The organism is Falsiroseomonas sp. (assembly GCF_041690465.1).
Classification (GTDB): domain Bacteria; phylum Pseudomonadota; class Alphaproteobacteria; order Acetobacterales; family Acetobacteraceae; genus Falsiroseomonas.
The window spans coordinates 1-14318 of the sequence record NZ_JAWLHG010000025.1 but is presented as its reverse complement, the minus strand read 5'-3'; the positions used below and the strand labels follow the sequence as shown (position 1 = coordinate 14318).

The 14318-nt window shown below is 70.7% G+C and carries 13 protein-coding genes; 10 read left to right on the top strand and 3 right to left on the bottom strand.

The genetic code is table 11. The features are described 5' to 3' along the window. Positions 1 to 7: 7 nt before the first annotated feature. Positions 8 to 2557, bottom strand: coding sequence for a DNA ligase D (gene ligD, locus ACESM1_RS20345; RefSeq protein ID WP_372623037.1), 2550 nt, complete (start codon positions 2555 to 2557; stop codon positions 8 to 10). A gap of 483 nt (positions 2558 to 3040) precedes the next feature. Between ligD and ACESM1_RS20340 the strand changes: the two genes are divergently transcribed. Together ACESM1_RS20340 and ACESM1_RS20335 are read left to right on the top strand one after the other, a co-directional pair. Beyond that, positions 3041 to 3748, top strand: a complete 708-nt coding sequence (locus ACESM1_RS20340; protein ID WP_372623036.1) for a CBS domain-containing protein — start codon at positions 3041 to 3043, stop codon at positions 3746 to 3748. Next, entirely contained in the window at positions 3745 to 4329 is a 585-nt protein-coding gene (locus ACESM1_RS20335) for an isochorismatase family protein (RefSeq protein ID WP_372623035.1), read from the top strand. Before ACESM1_RS20340 ends, ACESM1_RS20335 begins: the two co-directional genes overlap by 4 nt. Positions 4330 to 4339: 10 nt before the next feature. Here ACESM1_RS20335 and ACESM1_RS20330 read toward each other — a convergent pair whose 3' ends face one another. Then, positions 4340 to 5737, bottom strand: coding sequence for a nicotinate phosphoribosyltransferase (locus tag ACESM1_RS20330; protein ID WP_372623034.1), 1398 nt, complete (start codon positions 5735 to 5737; stop codon positions 4340 to 4342). A gap of 28 nt (positions 5738 to 5765) precedes the next feature. Between ACESM1_RS20330 and ACESM1_RS20325 the strand changes: the two genes are divergently transcribed. Further along, positions 5766 to 6734, top strand: coding sequence for a ribose-phosphate diphosphokinase (locus ACESM1_RS20325; protein ID WP_372623033.1), 969 nt, complete (start codon positions 5766 to 5768; stop codon positions 6732 to 6734). On the opposite strand, the gene ACESM1_RS20320 is transcribed toward ACESM1_RS20325, so the two are convergent. Further along, positions 6709 to 7758, bottom strand: coding sequence for a hypothetical protein (locus ACESM1_RS20320; RefSeq protein ID WP_372623032.1), 1050 nt, complete (start codon positions 7756 to 7758; stop codon positions 6709 to 6711). The genes ACESM1_RS20325 and ACESM1_RS20320 overlap by 26 nt on opposite strands. A 156-nt stretch (positions 7759 to 7914) precedes the next feature. On the opposite strand from ACESM1_RS20320, the gene ACESM1_RS20315 reads away from it, so the two are divergent. The 7 genes from ACESM1_RS20315 to groL all read left to right on the top strand — a co-directional run bounded on the left by ACESM1_RS20315 (position 7915) and on the right by groL (position 14147). Continuing rightward, on the top strand, positions 7915 to 8760 hold the full coding sequence (locus ACESM1_RS20315) for a universal stress protein (RefSeq protein ID WP_372623031.1): 846 nt from the start codon (positions 7915 to 7917) through the stop codon (positions 8758 to 8760). Positions 8761 to 8808: 48 nt separating this feature from the next. After that, positions 8809 to 9510, top strand: a complete 702-nt coding sequence (locus tag ACESM1_RS20310; RefSeq protein ID WP_372623030.1) for a CBS domain-containing protein — start codon at positions 8809 to 8811, stop codon at positions 9508 to 9510. 40 nt (positions 9511 to 9550) lie between these two features. Next, the gene (locus ACESM1_RS20305) at positions 9551 to 10225 is read left to right on the top strand and encodes a dienelactone hydrolase family protein (RefSeq protein WP_372623029.1); all 675 of its coding nucleotides are present in this window, start codon (positions 9551 to 9553) and stop codon (positions 10223 to 10225) included. Between the two features lie 52 nt (positions 10226 to 10277). Further along, the gene (locus ACESM1_RS20300) at positions 10278 to 10889 is read left to right on the top strand and encodes a phosphoribosyltransferase (RefSeq protein ID WP_372623028.1); all 612 of its coding nucleotides are present in this window, start codon (positions 10278 to 10280) and stop codon (positions 10887 to 10889) included. Between the two features lie 227 nt (positions 10890 to 11116). Then, on the top strand, positions 11117 to 11539 hold the full coding sequence (locus tag ACESM1_RS20295; protein ID WP_372623027.1) for a CBS domain-containing protein: 423 nt from the start codon (positions 11117 to 11119) through the stop codon (positions 11537 to 11539). Between the two features lie 383 nt (positions 11540 to 11922). Continuing rightward, positions 11923 to 12474, top strand: coding sequence for an Hsp20/alpha crystallin family protein (locus ACESM1_RS20290; RefSeq protein ID WP_372623026.1), 552 nt, complete (start codon positions 11923 to 11925; stop codon positions 12472 to 12474). Between the two features lie 44 nt (positions 12475 to 12518). Next, positions 12519 to 14147 carry a chaperonin GroEL gene (gene groL / locus ACESM1_RS20285; protein ID WP_372623025.1) on the top strand — a complete coding sequence of 543 codons (1629 nt, stop codon included), beginning with the start codon at positions 12519 to 12521 and terminating at the stop codon, positions 14145 to 14147. Positions 14148 to 14318 lie beyond the last annotated feature (171 nt).

The window sequence follows — 14318 nt, the reverse complement described above, 5'->3', positions numbered from 1 at the left end:
CCGTTCATCAGCGCAACTCCGGCAGCGGCCGCGCGGCCGCGGCGTAGTCCGCCCAGGGATCCGTGCGCTTCACCCGGCCCGGCGCGCTGGCGATGGTGAAGGCCGCCGGATCCAGCTTCGCCGTCACCTCCCGCCACGCGATCGGCATGGAGACGGTCGCGCCCGGCCGCGCGCGAGGCGACCATGCCGCCACCGCCGTCGAGCCCCTGTCGTTCCTCAGGTAGTCGAGAAAGATCCGCCCGATCCTGGCGCGCTTGGCCATGGTCGTCGTGAAGCGGTCGCGGCTGTCGGCGGCCATCACCTCCACCATCGCCCGACAGAACTCCTTGGCCTCCGGCCATCCTGCGACTGGCTTCAGCGGCACCACCACATGCAGCCCCTTGCCACCGGTGGTCTTGCAGAACGCGCCGAGGCCCAGCTGCTGAATCCGCTGGCGCAGTTCCTGCGCGGCTTCGACGACGCGGGCGAAGGGAAGGTCCTCCGCAGGGTCGAGGTCGAATACCAGCCGGTCCGGATGCTCCTCATCGCCCACGCGCGACCCCCAGGGGTGGATCTCGAGCACGCCCGCCTGCGCCAGCGCCGTCAGCGCCTCCGGGCGATCCACGGCGAGCAGCGGCTTGCTCTCGCCGGCGACCTCGACCAGGCGGATGAGGCTGGAGGTGCCTGGCATGGCGTGGCGCTGGAAGAAACGCTGGCCGTGGACGCCATCCGGTGCGCGGACGAGGGAGAGCGGACGCCCGCCGGCATAGGCCATCAGCGGCTCCGCGACCGCGGCGTAGTAGTCGGCCAGCCCACGCTTGGTGATGCCGTCCTCCGGCCAGAGGAGCTTGTCGGGGTTGGTGAGCGTGATCGCGGTGCCGGCCGGCCGGCGAGCCGATGACTTCGACGGTGGCGGTGCAGGCGGCTCCCCGGTGCGCGGAACGCTCACTTCGCCCGCATCCTTATCCTCGCGGATACCCTTGAAGGAGGCCTGCCGCAGCAGGCCGTCGGCGGTCCAGCCCGTGTAGTCGATCTCCGCCACGAGACGCGGCTCCACCCAGGTCGTGGCGCGCCGCTCCCGTGCCGGCAGATTCGACACCGGCGGCTCGTTGCGGCGGAGCGGCGCGAGGCGCTTGCCGAGAAGCACTGCCTCGCGCTCGCCGATGCCGGAGCCGACGCGGCCGAGATAGATCAGCTTCCCGCCGCGCCAGGCACCCAGCAGCAGGGTCATGCGGCCCTTTGCACCCGCGCCGTGGCCGACCACCACGCACTCGTCGTTGCCCCGGCACTTGGTCTTCACCCAGTCGCCGCCGCGGTCGCCCGCGCGATAGGGCGAGTCGCTGCGCTTCGAGACGATGCCCTCGAGGCCCAACCGGCAGGCCGAGTGCAGCACCGCGTCACCCGGCCGGTCGAATGCCTCGACGGTGCGGATGCCCTCCGGCGGGTTCGCGAGCAGGTCGCGCAGCCGGTCCTTCCGCTTGGTCAGCGGCTGCGCGCGCAGGTCCTCGCCACCGATGGCGAGCACGTCGAAGGCGTGGAAGGTCAGCGCGCGGGTCGCCTTCTGCTCCATTGCGGCCTGCAGGGCGGCGAAGTCCGGGTTGCCCTCCGCATCCAACGCGACCAGTTCGCCATCCAGGATGCAATCCGGCAGCTGCGACAGCGCCCGTGCCGTCTCGGGGAAGCGGGTGGTCCAGTCATGGGCGTTGCGCGTGAGCAGGCGCGCCTTGCCGCCAGAGATGATCGCCTCCATCCGATAGCCGTCCAGCTTGATCTCGTGCAGCCAACCCGGCCCCTCCGGCGCACGGTCCACCAGCTTGCAGAGCATCGGCGGGACGAAGGAGGTCAGCGGTGCAGTGCGCGGCCGCTTCGTGCGCCCGGCGGGCTTCGCGGCGGCGGGCTTGCCGGTGCTGGCCGCCGCCTTCGCCCGGCCGTTGCCGCTGGCCTTCGCGGCAGAGCCGGGTTTGCCGGCTGCGATCTGCTCCATGGTCCGGCCCGACAGGATGGAGGTGGTGGCCTCCTCGACCAGCTGCGTGCCGCCACCGGGACGGGCCTCTTCGTCGCGGCGCTTGAACAGCAGCCATTGCGGCTGGCGCTCCTTCGGCCGGGGCTTCATCCGCACCAGGTCCCAGCCGCCACGCAAGCGATGGCCGTGCAGCACGAATTTGAGGTTGCCCCTGGCCAGGGCCTCGGCGGCATCGGCAATCTCGGGTGCTGGCTCCCAGCTGCCCTCGTCCCAGACCATCACCGTGCCGGCGCCATAGCCCTCCTCAATCGTCCCTTCGAAGCTGCGATACTCGATCGGATGGTCCTCGACCTCGACGGCCAGGCGTTTGTCGGCAGGGTCGAGAGAGGGGCCGCGGGTGACCGCCCAGGACTTCAGGACACCGTCGAGTTCAAGCCGCAGGTCGAAGTGCAGGCGGGATGCGGCGTGCTTCTGGACGACGAAGCGGAGCTCCTTCGCGGATTTTCGGGGCGCATGCCCCCGCGGCTCCCGGCTGGTCGCGAAGTCCCGCTTGGCGCGGTAGGCTGTCAGCGGGTCGGCGGTGCTGCGTGGCTGGGCGGCCGGGCGATTTGGCATGTTGCGCAAACGCTCGGCCCGGATGTGTGTTCATCGCCGGACGCGCAGCATCACCGATCACCGCGTGCTTGGGCACGGCCTTCGGCTGGTCGGTGGTGTCGATGGATGACCCGGTGCTGGCGGGCCTTGCCGGGTTGATGCTGTCGGTCATCGAGGTGACGCGCCAGGAGGTCGAGCGGCTGACCAGGCGCGTGCTCGACCAGCTGCGCGACGAGCCCACGTGCCGGCGCCTGATGACGGTGCCGGGCCTCGGGCCGCTGCCCCAACTGGCGTTCCGCGCCACCATCGAGCAGCCAGACCGCTTCCGATACAAGGCGAACACGGGTGTGCACAGGTGCGCGAGATCGCCGGCCCAGCAGTGCACCGGCGCAGCACGCGTGCGTGAAGACCTTCAAGCGGCGTCTCTACTCCGCCAGATCACCCTTAGGCGCCGGTCTGTCGGAGCGTGCTGCTCCGGGACGAGCGGCCGAGGAGGGACAGGCGATGATCGCGGGCGATCTGATGACGCGCGACGTAGTGGCGGTTCCGCCGGATATGGCGGTCGCGACCGTCGCGCGGGTCCTCGCGGAGGCCGGCATCTCGGCCGTGCCGGTCACGGACGAGGCGAACCGGCTGCTCGGCGTGGTGGCCGAGCTGGACCTGATCCGCCGCTTGGCAGAACGGGACAAGGCGCCGCCCGGCTGGCTCGCCTCCCTCTTCGCCGACGAGCGCGCGCTGGCGGAACGCTACGCACGGACGCATGGGCTGAGGGCGCGCGACGTGATGACGCGGGAGGTCACGACGGTCCCGGAGGATGCGACGGCGGACCACCTCGCGCGCCTCATGGAGGAGCGGAACGTGCGCAGCGTGCCGGTCGTCGGCGCAGACGGAACGCTGCGCGGGATCGTCTCCCGCGCCGATCTCCTCCTCGCGCTCCTGACGCCGGGGCGCCATGGAGCCACGGCCGTGGATGACGCACGACTGCGGCGATCCATCACGGAGGCGCTGCGCCGCCAGCCCTGGGCCGACGTGCACTATCTCACGGTGGAGGTCGAGAACGGCATCGTGCGGCTGCACGGCTTCCACACCTCGCCCGAGGCGCAGCGCGCCGTACGCGTGCTGATCGAGGGCATCGAGGGGGTGCGCTCCGTGGAGGACGACAGCCGTCCCTGGCGGCCGACCTACGCCTATGGCATCGGTGGCACGCTGTGAACTCCGCCACATCACCCGCCGGGCCGGCGCCGGCACTCGGCGAGGGCGATGCGCTGCTGCTGGTGGATGTGCAGGCGGATTTCTGCCCGGGCGGCGCGCTGCCGGTCGAGGCCGGCGATACCGTGGTGCCCGTCCTCAATGCCTGGATCGAGGCGGCGTCTCGAGCGGGTGTCCCGGTCATCGCCTCGCGCGACCTCCATCCCGGCGGGCACATGAGCTTCACTGAGAGCGGCGGTCCCTGGCCCGTCCATTGCGTTCAGGATACGCCGGGCGCTGCCTTCCACGGCGCACTCCAACTTCCCTCCGGGACGATCTACGTCGCCAAGGGGACGCGGCTCGACCGTGACCAGTATTCGGCGTTCGACGAGACAGGCTTGGCGCCGGCGCTTCGGGCGCGCGGCGTGCGCCGCCTCTGGGTCGGCGGCCTGGCCCTCGACGTCTGCGTGCGCGCCACGGTGCTCGATGCGCTGCGCGAGGGCTTCGAGGTGCGGCTGATCCGCGACGGAAGTCGCCCCGTCGAGGCCGCAGCCGGCGCGCGGGCATTGGCCGAGATGAAGGCGGCCGGCGCGCACGTCGTCTGACCGCCCGACCTCAAGGGAGCATGCTGGCGGCGCGCGCGCGAACCTCGCGTTCCTCGGCGGCAAGGGCATCGCTGATCGCGACGGGATAGGGCGGGTCGGCCGGGTGCAGCGCCCGCAGGCGCGCCGGCAAGGCCATGCGCGCTGCCTCGGCCAGGCGACGGGCTTCCGCCGGAGAGGGGCGCGGCAGCAGGCGCCGTCCGCCTGCCTGCATGACGGGGCGCAGCAGGGGCGTGCCGGGAAGGCGCTCATCGCTGCGGGCGATGGTGTCGCCCACCGCCACGCCGTTCTCCGTGCAGCGGAACACCTGCTTCGAGCCCGGCAGGATACGCTTGCCGGCCGAGAGTTTCGTCCGCCCCACGCCGGCGTAGCAGGTGAGCTTGTAGGCCAGGTCGAGCGCCGGCGCGTCGCCCGAGACGCTCATCTCGGTGCCGACGCCGAAGGCGTCGATCGGCGCGCCGGCATCAAGCAGGCCCGTGATCTTAGCCTCGTCGAGGCCGCCGCTGGCGAAGACCTGCACCCGCTGCAGCCCTGCCGCATCCAGGATGGCGCGCGTCTCGCGCGACACGGCGAGCAGGTCGCCGGAGTCGAGCCGCACGCCGCGGATGCGGAAGGCGTCACCCAGTTCCCGCGCCAGCGCCACGACGCGGCGGACGCCTTCGGCTGTGTCGTAGGTATCCACCAGGAGGATGGTCTCGGGATAGAGGCGCGCAAACGCGCGGAAGGCCTCCGCCTCGCTGTCGAAGGCCTGGACGAAGCTGTGCGCCATGGTGCCGGCGACAGGGATGCCATAGCGGGCCCCGGCGAGCAGGTTCGAGGTGGCAGCCACGCCGGCGATGTGGAAGGCCCGCGCGCCGGCCACCGCAGCGTCCATCCCCTGTGCGCGGCGCGAGCCGAAATCCACCACCGGCCGGCCTGCCGCCGCCGCAACGACGCGAGCCGCCTTCGAGGCGAGCAGTGTCTGCACCCCGATCACGTTCATCGCGAGCGTCTCGATCATCTGCGCCTCCGCGATCGGCGCCACGACCTCGAGCAGCGGCTCCTCGGCGAAGACCGGCGTGCCCTCCGGCACGGCGCGGATGGCGCCCGAGAAGCGGAACCCGGCGAGCCAGGCCAGGAACGCCTCCGGGAACTCGCCCAGCGAGCGGAGATAGTCGACGCTCTCCGGCCCGAAGCGCAGGGCGCCGAGGATGTCGAGCAGGTCCTCGACGCCGCAGGCCAGCAGGTAGTTGCGCGCCGGCGGTAGTCGCCGGACAAACAGGCTGAACACTGCCTCGTCCCGCATCCCGAGCTCGTGATAGGCGCGGGCCATGCGCAGCTCGTAGAGGTCGGCGAACAATTCTGGCTGCGCCGGCGGCGCGGGCTGGCCGGGCGGCATGGCCTCCATTCCCCTGATGGCGCGTTGTTCCATCTTCTGGTGCTGCCGCGGGGAGGCTGCCATGCACGTATTCGCGCTCGGCGACAGTCACGGATTTGGCAAGCGTGTCGCTGCGGCACTCGGCACCGCGCTGGCGCCGCACGAGGAGCGCGAGTTCGAGGACGGCGAGCACAAGGCGCGGCCGCTGGCGGAGGTACGCGGGGGCGACGCCTACGTGCTGCACTCGTTGCATGGCGGCCCGGCGGCGAGCCCGAACGACAAGCTCTGTCGGCTACTGTTCTTCCTGGGCGCCCTGCGCGATGCCGGCGCGGCACGCGTGACGGCTGTGATCCCCTATCTGGCCTACGCACGCAAGGACCGCCGGACCAAGCCCCACGATCCGGTCACCACGCGCTATGTCGCCCAGCTCCTGGAAGTGGTGGGCACGGATGCGGTGGTGACGCTCGAGGTGCACAACATCGTCGCCTTCGAGAATGCATTCCGCTGCCGCACCGTCCATCTCGACGGCCGTGCCCTGTTCGCGCCGCGTCTCGCCGACCTGGAAGGCCCGCTCGTCGTCGCTTCGCCCGACCCTGGGGGCGTCAAGCGCGCGCAGCTCTTCCGCGAGCATCTGGAGCGACGGCTCGGCCGCGAGGTCGGCGCCGCCTTCATGGAGAAGCGGCGTAGCGGCGGCGTGGTCAGCGGCGATCTGCTGGTCGGTGAGGTTGCCGGCGCCACCGTCATCGTGGTGGACGACCTGATCGCCAGCGGCGGCACGATGTCGCGCGCCGCCGAGGCCTGCCTGGCGCGGGGCGCGGTGCGGGTGATCGCGGTGGCAGCGCATGGTCTGTTCACCGGGGGCGCCGCGAAGGCGATCGGCTCGCCCGCCCTGGAGCGGGTTCTCGTCGCCGACAGCGTGCCGCCGTTCCGCCTGCCGCCGGCGCTGATCGGATCGCGGGTGGAGGTGCTCGGCGCCGCCCCGCTCTTCGCGGAGGCGATACGGCGGCTGCACGAGGGTGGCTCCATCACCGACCTCGTCGAAGGCGGTTGAGTCTGGCGCAGGCTGCTTCGGCCTCCGCCAGATAGCGTTGGGCGCGCGGCTGCCATTTCGTCGGCTCGCGCGGCTCCGGTTCCTGCAGGTGTGCCAGCGACAGCCGCGCACGCAGGCAGGCGCGGAAGGCGGTGTAGAAGGCGAGGAGGCGGAAGGAAGGCGGCCTGCCGAGGGCGGCCGCGACGCGACGCAGGAAGAGGCCGCCCGCCCAGGTGCCGCCAAGCACGCGGCATTCCATGGCGAGGAAGGCGATCTCCTCGAAGGGGTCGAGCAGGCGCAGCGCGCGATCGAACTCCAGGCAGTCGATCACCGCAGGTGGGTCCCCCAGAAAGACATGCTCCGGGCGCAGATCACCATGGCCTTCCACAACGCCGCCCGACCGCAGCGGCGCGAGCAGCAGGTCGGCCTCCGCGGCAAGGAAGGCGTCGAGCGTCCCAAGTACCGAGGCGGGCGTCTCCTGCGGCAGTCCGTAGGCCCCGTCGTGCAGGATGCGGCGGTTCAGCGCGAGCTCGTGGCGGAACCGGTCGAGATAGGCCGCTTCCGCGACGGGTTCGGGCGCGGCGGCGGCGTAGAAGGCCGCGACATGTCCGGCCGCGCGCGCGACTGCAGCCCGCGTCGCCGTCCCATTCTCGATCGCGGCATCGAGCATCAGCCCAGCCGGCAGGCGTCGCATCCTGACGAGCCAGTCCACGACCTGGCCCGAGCCGCCGATGCCAAGCTTCCCGTCGGGGCGACGCAGCAGCGGGACGACGTCAAGGTAGACCCCGGGCGCGAGCCGGCGGTTCAGGCGAACCTCCTCCTCGCAGAAGTGGCGGCGCTGCTCCGTCGCGCGGTAGTCGAGAAACGGATAGCGAACCGGCTTCTTCAGCTTCCAGGCGAAGCCATCGGCAAGGAAGACCCAGGACATATGGGTTTCGTGCGCTTCGACGGCGCCGCAGGCGTGCGGGTAGGAGGCGGGCGAGCGCAGGAAGGCGACCTTCTCCGCGACATCCGTGGCGCCGTTGAGCGAACTCGGGCCGTTCACGACTGCACACCCGCTTTGCCGCGAGGCTGGCTCCCCTTTGCGTGATGATCCAGGTCAAGTCCAACGCACGGCGGGGCCCTATGATATTCTCGAAGCTCAGGAGCGCACACCCATGGCCGCCAGAGGGCTGCGCACGAAGGTCGGCGGGAGGCAGCCATGCAGATCAGGGACATCCTCGTGCACCTCGATGCGACGGAGCAGGGGCGGCACCGCCTCCAGCTTGCCGCCGATCTTGCACGACGGCACCAGGCCCATCTGACCGGGCTGCACGTTTACGACATCCTGCTTCCGCTGGTCGTCGGTGAATCCGGCAGCGGCGCCGCGCTGATGGTCGAAATGCTGGAACGCATGCGGCAGGATGCGATTGCCGCAGCCGGCGGCGTCGAAGCGACCTTCCTTGAACAATTGCGGAGTGACGGGATTGCCGGCGAGTGGCGCCTGATCGAGGGCTTCGTGCCGGAGCAGGTAGCCCTGCACGGGCGCTACGCCGACCTGCTGGTGGTGGGCCAGGAAGACTTCGAGGGCGCACGGAAGACCGACGGCGCGGTGATCGAGGCGGCACTCTTCTCCTCCGGGCGCCCTGTCCTGGTCGTGCCGCATTCGGGGCGCTTCGACGCGGTCGGCCGGCGCGTGCTCATTGGCTGGAATGCCAGCCGCGAGGCTGCGCGTGCCGTGCATGACGCCCTGCCACTGATCGCCGGAGCGGAAACCGTCACCGTGCTGGCCGTGAACCCGCGCCCCGGCATCGCTTCGCACGGGGAGGAGCCGGGTGCGGACATCGCGCGGCATCTCGCGCGCCATGGGCTACCGGTGACCGTCGAGCGGACTGACGCAGCTGAGATCAGCGCGGGCGAAACCATCCTCAACCGCGCCGCGGAACTCTCCGCGGATCTCATCGTCGTCGGAGCCTACGGGCATTCGCGCATCCGCGAGTTGGTGCTGGGCGGCGTGACGCGCACGCTGCTCCGCCAGATGACTGTCCCTGTCCTGATGTCGCACTGAGCCATCCGATTGCGTCCGCGGTCCTGCGTCGGGAAATGGAGGTGACGCATGAAGGTCAAGGATCTCATGACTTCGGATCCGGTCGTCGTGCCGCCCGACATGCCCGTGGAGGCACTGGTGCGACTGCTGGCGGAGCGGCACGTGTCGGGTGTCTTCGTGGTGGATGCGGATGGCACCCCCGTCGGTGTCGTCACCGAGGCAGACCTGGTGCGCCGTCTGGCCCCCGAGGGAGAGGAGGCGGACCTCGGCTGGCTCGAGCGGCACCTCGTTGATCCGGACCGTGCGGCGGCGCGCTATGCCCGCGCACATGGGCGGCTCGCCCGGGACGTGATGAGCCGGACGCTGGTCTTCGTGGATGAGGATGCGCCAGCCGAGGAGGCGACGCAGCTCATGCGCGAGCGACGTATCCGGCGCGTGGCGGTAATGCGGTGGGGGCGCCTGATCGGTGTCGTCTCGCGCGCCGATCTGCTGAAGGCGGTCGTCGGAGCGGATGCGCTCGGCGCCGAGACCGCGGACGAACGTATTCGCCGTGCGATCCTCGAGGAGATGCGCCGGCAGCCCTGGGCCGACACACGGCTGACCATCGTCTCGGTCGCTGCAGGCGTGGTGCGGCTGGAAGGCTACTGCCGCTCGGAGGAGGCGCGGCGGGCGATGCAGGTGCTGGCCGAGCGTGTCGCCGGCGTGCAGCGCATCGAGAACCGGTTGCAGCTGGGGCCGGCAGGAGCCGATGCCACGGTGCAATCTCTCTAGCCGACTGCGCCGCCGGGCAGACCAGCAGAGGGAGAATGCCATGAGCCACTCACGTCCCGCTGTCAGCCGCGCCGAACGCGTCATCATCCCGCCCGGGCTGGAGGGCACGATCGAGCTTCCGGCCCGAGCCGATGCCGTCATCCTGTTCGCCCATGGCAGCGGCTCCGGCCGGCTCAGCCCGCGCAACCGGCAGGTCGCGGGCGCTCTCAACCACGCCGGCCTTGCGACGCTGCTCTTCGACCTGCTGACCGAGGATGAAGCAGCAGACCGGCGCAACGTGTTCGACATCGGTCTGCTGGCGCAGCGGCTCGGGGATGCGATGGAGTTCATCGCCGGCCACCCGGCGACCGCGGACCTTCCGCTCGGCCTGTTCGGCGCAAGCACCGGTGCCGCGGCTGCGCTGGTGGCGGCCGCCGCGCGCCCGGCGGATGTCGGCGCCATCGTGTCGCGAGGCGGTCGGCCCGACCTGGCCGGGGAGGCAAGCCTCGCGCGTGTCGCCGCACCCACCCTCCTGATCGTCGGTGGCGAGGACCGGGAGGTGCTGGAGCTCAACGCCCGGGCGCGCAGCCGGATGACATGCGCGACCGAACTCGCCGTCGTTCCCGGCGCGAGCCATCTGTTCGAGGAGCCGGGTGCGCTGGAGCGCGTCGGCCGCCTCGCCGCTGCCTGGTTCCTGCGCTGGCTTGCGCCCGAGGCGAGCGATGTTCCGGTCTGAGCTCACCCGATTTGCCGACCGCTCCGAGGCGGGTCGGCTGCTGGCGGAGCGCGTGAAAGCGCTGCGGCTGCGGGATCCGGTGGTTTACGCGCTTCCACGCGGCGGCGTGCCGGTGGCCGCCGAGGTGGCCGCCGCGCTCGGTGCCCCGCTGGATCTCGTGCTGGTCCGCAAGATCGGCGCTCCGGGCCAGCCGGAACTGGCGATCGGCGCCGTGGTGGATGGCGACAACCCCGAGGTCGTCCTGAATGCGGACATCGTCGCGGCGACCGGCGCAACCAGCGCCTTCATCGCCGCCGCGCGCCGGCGCGAACTCGCCGAGATCGAGAGGCGGCGCGCGCGCTACCTGGCTGGACGCGCGCCGATGGACCCGACAGGCCGAGCGGCGGTCTTGGTTGATGATGGCATCGCCACGGGAGCCTCCGCGCGGGTCGCGCTGCACGCGCTGCGGCGGCGTGGCGCCGCCCGTCTCGTGCTCGCCGTGCCGGTGGCACCGCCCGAGACGCTCCAGGCGCTCCGGGGCGAGGTCGACGAGATCGTCTGCCTTCTCGAAGCGGAGCTGTTCTTCGGAATCGGAGCCTTCTATCGCGACTTCCACCAACTCAGCGACGAGGAGGTCATCGCCTCGATTGCTTCACACCAGGGGCCAGCAGCGACCGGCACGTGACCACCCTCGCTGCGTGCGCCGGTGCCGCGCGGTGCATGTGCAATGACCGGATGGCTGGGCACCTGGACCGAAACGCGGTCACAAGCTGGTGAGGCATGGCCCGGTCGGTCCGGAGCCGGGTGCAGACTTCATCCGGAGCAGCGCAGTAGGGGGCTCGCGGGTCGAGAAAGGAGTTGGCAGCGAGCCTCGTCAGGCCGAGGCCGCGCCTTCTTAACTGGAGGATCATCATGCGTAGCCGAACCATGGCCGAGATCATTCGAGACCAGCATCCCCTCTCGATGCGCCCGGATGCGACTGTCGCCGAGGCCTGCGCCGCGATGTACCAGCGCCGCGTCGGTGCCGTGCTGGTGACGGAGGCGAGTGACCATCTGGCAGGCATCTTCACGGGGCGCGACGCGGTCCGCTGCCTCGCGCAGGGATGCGACGCGCGCCACACGAAGCTGCGCGAGGTGATGACCGCCAAGCCGGTGACCCTGGCGCCCGAGCAATCGGCGATCGAGGCGCTGCGGCTGCTGGACAATTGCGGTTTCCGGCACCTGCCGGTCTGCCGCGACGGAAGGGTGTTCGGCGTCGTCTCCCGCTACGACTTCCGCGCCATGGAGCATGCGCGTCTCGACGAGGAGACCGGCTTCTTCGAGGTGCTGCGTTGAAGGCGCAGCGGCGACGGCTACCGCGCGAGCGTCCGCAAGAGACGGACTTCGCCGGGGGAACCCGGGGGCTGCCGATAAGGCCAGAGGGATCGCCGGGCTGCGAGTACATGCCAGAGACAATCCTCGCCGCCATCCGCGACCCGGGACTGCGCGAGGCGGTGGAGCTGACACGGCTGGCATGTGTGCGGCAACCGTGCCTGCGCTGAGCGGGGTTGGTTGGCTACGTGACCCGGGATCGCTTCTCCGTGATGCGCGAGCGCCTGTCTACTTGACGTGAGTCAACCCGCCTGCTGGCGGGCTAGACTTACCTGCCGGCGGAGGACATCGCGTGCGGCACCCGGCACGTGCTCTCCGAACGGTCCAGCGGGAGGAGCATGCGCATCATGAGCGAGACTCAGGGCGTGACGAAGACGGAGCAGAAGGCCCCGCAGGCGGGCGGTGTGCGCCCGGAGAGCGTCTGGCAGCCCTTCGTCGCGCTTCGGAACGAAGTGGATCGGCTGTTCGACAGCTTCTGGCGCGGGATGGGAACGGGCGGCACGGCACGCGGCGCCGAGGCCGGCCCGGAGCCGCTCTGGCGGCCCGAGGGCAGCTTTGGCCTCGCCGTCCCGGCGATCGACCTGGTCGAGGCGGAGAAGGAGTTCCGCATCAAGGCGGAGCTGCCGGGCATGGACGCCGGCAGCGTCGAGCTCGCCCTTTCCGACGATGTGTTGACGATCAAAGGCGAGAAGAAGGACGAGCGCGAGGAGAAGACGGAGAACTACCACCTCTCGGAGCGCCGCTTCGGCTCCTTCCGTCGCTCCTTCCAGCTGCCGCGCGGCGTGGACCGCGAGCGGATCGAGGCGAGCTTCGACAAGGGCGTGCTGACGGTGACGCTTCCCAAGACGGCCGAGGCGGCAGCGCAGCAGCGCAAGATCGACATCAAGCAAGGCTCGTGACGACCGGGCGCCAAACCGGCGACAACAGCTGAACGGAGGCAGGAATGCCCGCCAAGCAGGTGCTGTTCCGCTCCGCCGCACGGGAGAAGATCCTGCGTGGCGCCGGTGCCCTCGCGGATGCCATCCGGGTGACGCTCGGCCCGCGTTCGAAATCCGTGCTGATCCAGAAGCGCTGGGGCTCGCCCATCGTCTGCAACGACGGCGTGACCATCGCGAAGGAGTTCGAGCTGAAGGACGCCGAGGAGAATCTCGGCGCCCAGATGCTCCGACAGGCCGCCGAGCGGACCGGCGATGCGGTGGGTGATGGCACCAGCACCGCCACCGTGCTCGCCCACGCCATCCTGGCCGATGGCATCCGCAACGTCGTCGCCGGGGCGAGCGCGGTGGACCTCAAGCGCGGGCTGGACCGCGCGACACGCGCGGCGGTCGGGGCGCTGCAGCGCCTGTCCCGCCCCGTCGAAACCCGTCGCGAGAAGGCGCAGGTCGCCACCATCTCCGCCCACAACGATCCCGCGATCGGCGAGCTGGTCGCCGACGCCATGGAGCGGGTCGGCAATGAGGGCGTCATCACGGTGGAGGAGTCGAAGACCACCGAGACCAGCCTCGAGGTGGTCGAGGGCATGCAGTTCGACCGTGGCTATCTCTCCCCCTATTTCGTCACCAATGCCGAGCGGATGGAGGCGGAGCTGGAGGACGCCTTCGTCCTGCTCGCGGACCAGAAGATCCGCAACCTGAACGATGTGCTGCCGCTGCTCGACCAAGTGGTGAAGGCCGGGCGCCCGCTGCTGGTGGTGGCGGAGGATGTGGAGGCCGAGGCGCTGGCGACGCTGATCGTCAACCAGCTCCGCGGCGGGCTGAAGAGCTGCGCCGTGAAGGCGCCCGGCTTCGGCGATCGCCGCAAGGCGATGCTGCAGGACATGGCGGTGCTGACCGGCGGCATGGTCATCGCCGAGGAGATCGGCCTGAAGCTGGACTCCGCGCGCCTGCCACAACTTGGCCGCGCGAAGCGCGTGGTGGTGGACAAGGAGAACACGACCATCATCGGCGGCGGCGGCGAGCGCGCGGCGATCGAGGCGCGAACGAAGGAGATCCGCCGCGAGATCGAGAAGGCGACGGGCGACTACGACCGGGAGAAGCTGCAGGAGCGCCTGGCCAAGCTCGCCGGCGGCGTGGCGGTGATCCGCGTCGGGGCGCCGGCGGAGGCCGAGATGAAGGCGAAGAAGGAGGCGCTGGACGATGCGATCAGCGCCACCAAGGCCGCGGTAGCCGAGGGCATCGTCCCCGGCGGCGGCCTGGCGCTGCTGCGCTGCATGGAAGCCGTCACGGCGGAGGAGCAGAACTGCGCGGGCGACGAGCGGACCGGGGTGCAGGTCCTGAAGCGCGCGCTGGAGGCGCCGACACGGCAGATCGCGGAGAACTCGGCCGCCGATGGCGGCGTGGTGGTGTCACGCATGATGGAGGGCGCGGGCAACCGGGGCTTCGACGCCGCCCGCAAGGAGTATGTGGACCTTGTGGAGGCCGGCATCATCGACCCCACGAAGGTCGTGCGCGTCGCGCTCGAGAACGCCGTTTCGGTGGCAAGCGTGCTGCTGCTCACCGAAGCCACCATGACCGAGTTGCCCGAGCCGAAGAAGGCGGGCGCAACCCCAGCCGAGGGCGAGATGGCGCTGTAGGCGGAGGGCACCGCGTGTCCGGCGCGCCGGCGGTGCAGGAGGAGAGCTGCGTAATGCGCCAGTCAAGCGGCGTTTCGGGTTGGATCGAAGTTCTGGCGCGAGTGGAGCATGGTCCAGAGGACGGTGACGCGTCGTCTGGCGAGGGCGATGAGGGCCTGGGTGCGGTGTTTT

Excerpts from the sequence above, each read along its gene's own strand:
- groL (WP_372623025.1), top strand. The coding sequence starts at position 12,519 with ATGCCCGCCAAGCAGGTGCTGTTCCGCTCCGCCGCACGGGAGAAGATC.
- ACESM1_RS20315 (WP_372623031.1), top strand. The coding sequence starts at position 7,915 with ATGCAGATCAGGGACATCCTCGTGCACCTCGATGCGACGGAGCAGGGG.
- ACESM1_RS20325 (WP_372623033.1), top strand. The coding sequence starts at position 5,766 with ATGCACGTATTCGCGCTCGGCGACAGTCACGGATTTGGCAAGCGTGTC.
- ACESM1_RS20290 (WP_372623026.1), top strand. The coding sequence starts at position 11,923 with ATGAGCGAGACTCAGGGCGTGACGAAGACGGAGCAGAAGGCCCCGCAG.
- ACESM1_RS20305 (WP_372623029.1), top strand. The coding sequence starts at position 9,551 with ATGAGCCACTCACGTCCCGCTGTCAGCCGCGCCGAACGCGTCATCATC.
- ligD (WP_372623037.1), bottom strand. The coding sequence starts at position 2,557 with ATGCCAAATCGCCCGGCCGCCCAGCCACGCAGCACCGCCGACCCGCTG.
- ACESM1_RS20330 (WP_372623034.1), bottom strand. The coding sequence starts at position 5,737 with ATGGAACAACGCGCCATCAGGGGAATGGAGGCCATGCCGCCCGGCCAG.
- ACESM1_RS20340 (WP_372623036.1), top strand. The coding sequence starts at position 3,041 with ATGATCGCGGGCGATCTGATGACGCGCGACGTAGTGGCGGTTCCGCCG.
- ACESM1_RS20295 (WP_372623027.1), top strand. The coding sequence starts at position 11,117 with ATGCGTAGCCGAACCATGGCCGAGATCATTCGAGACCAGCATCCCCTC.
- ACESM1_RS20310 (WP_372623030.1), top strand. The coding sequence starts at position 8,809 with ATGAAGGTCAAGGATCTCATGACTTCGGATCCGGTCGTCGTGCCGCCC.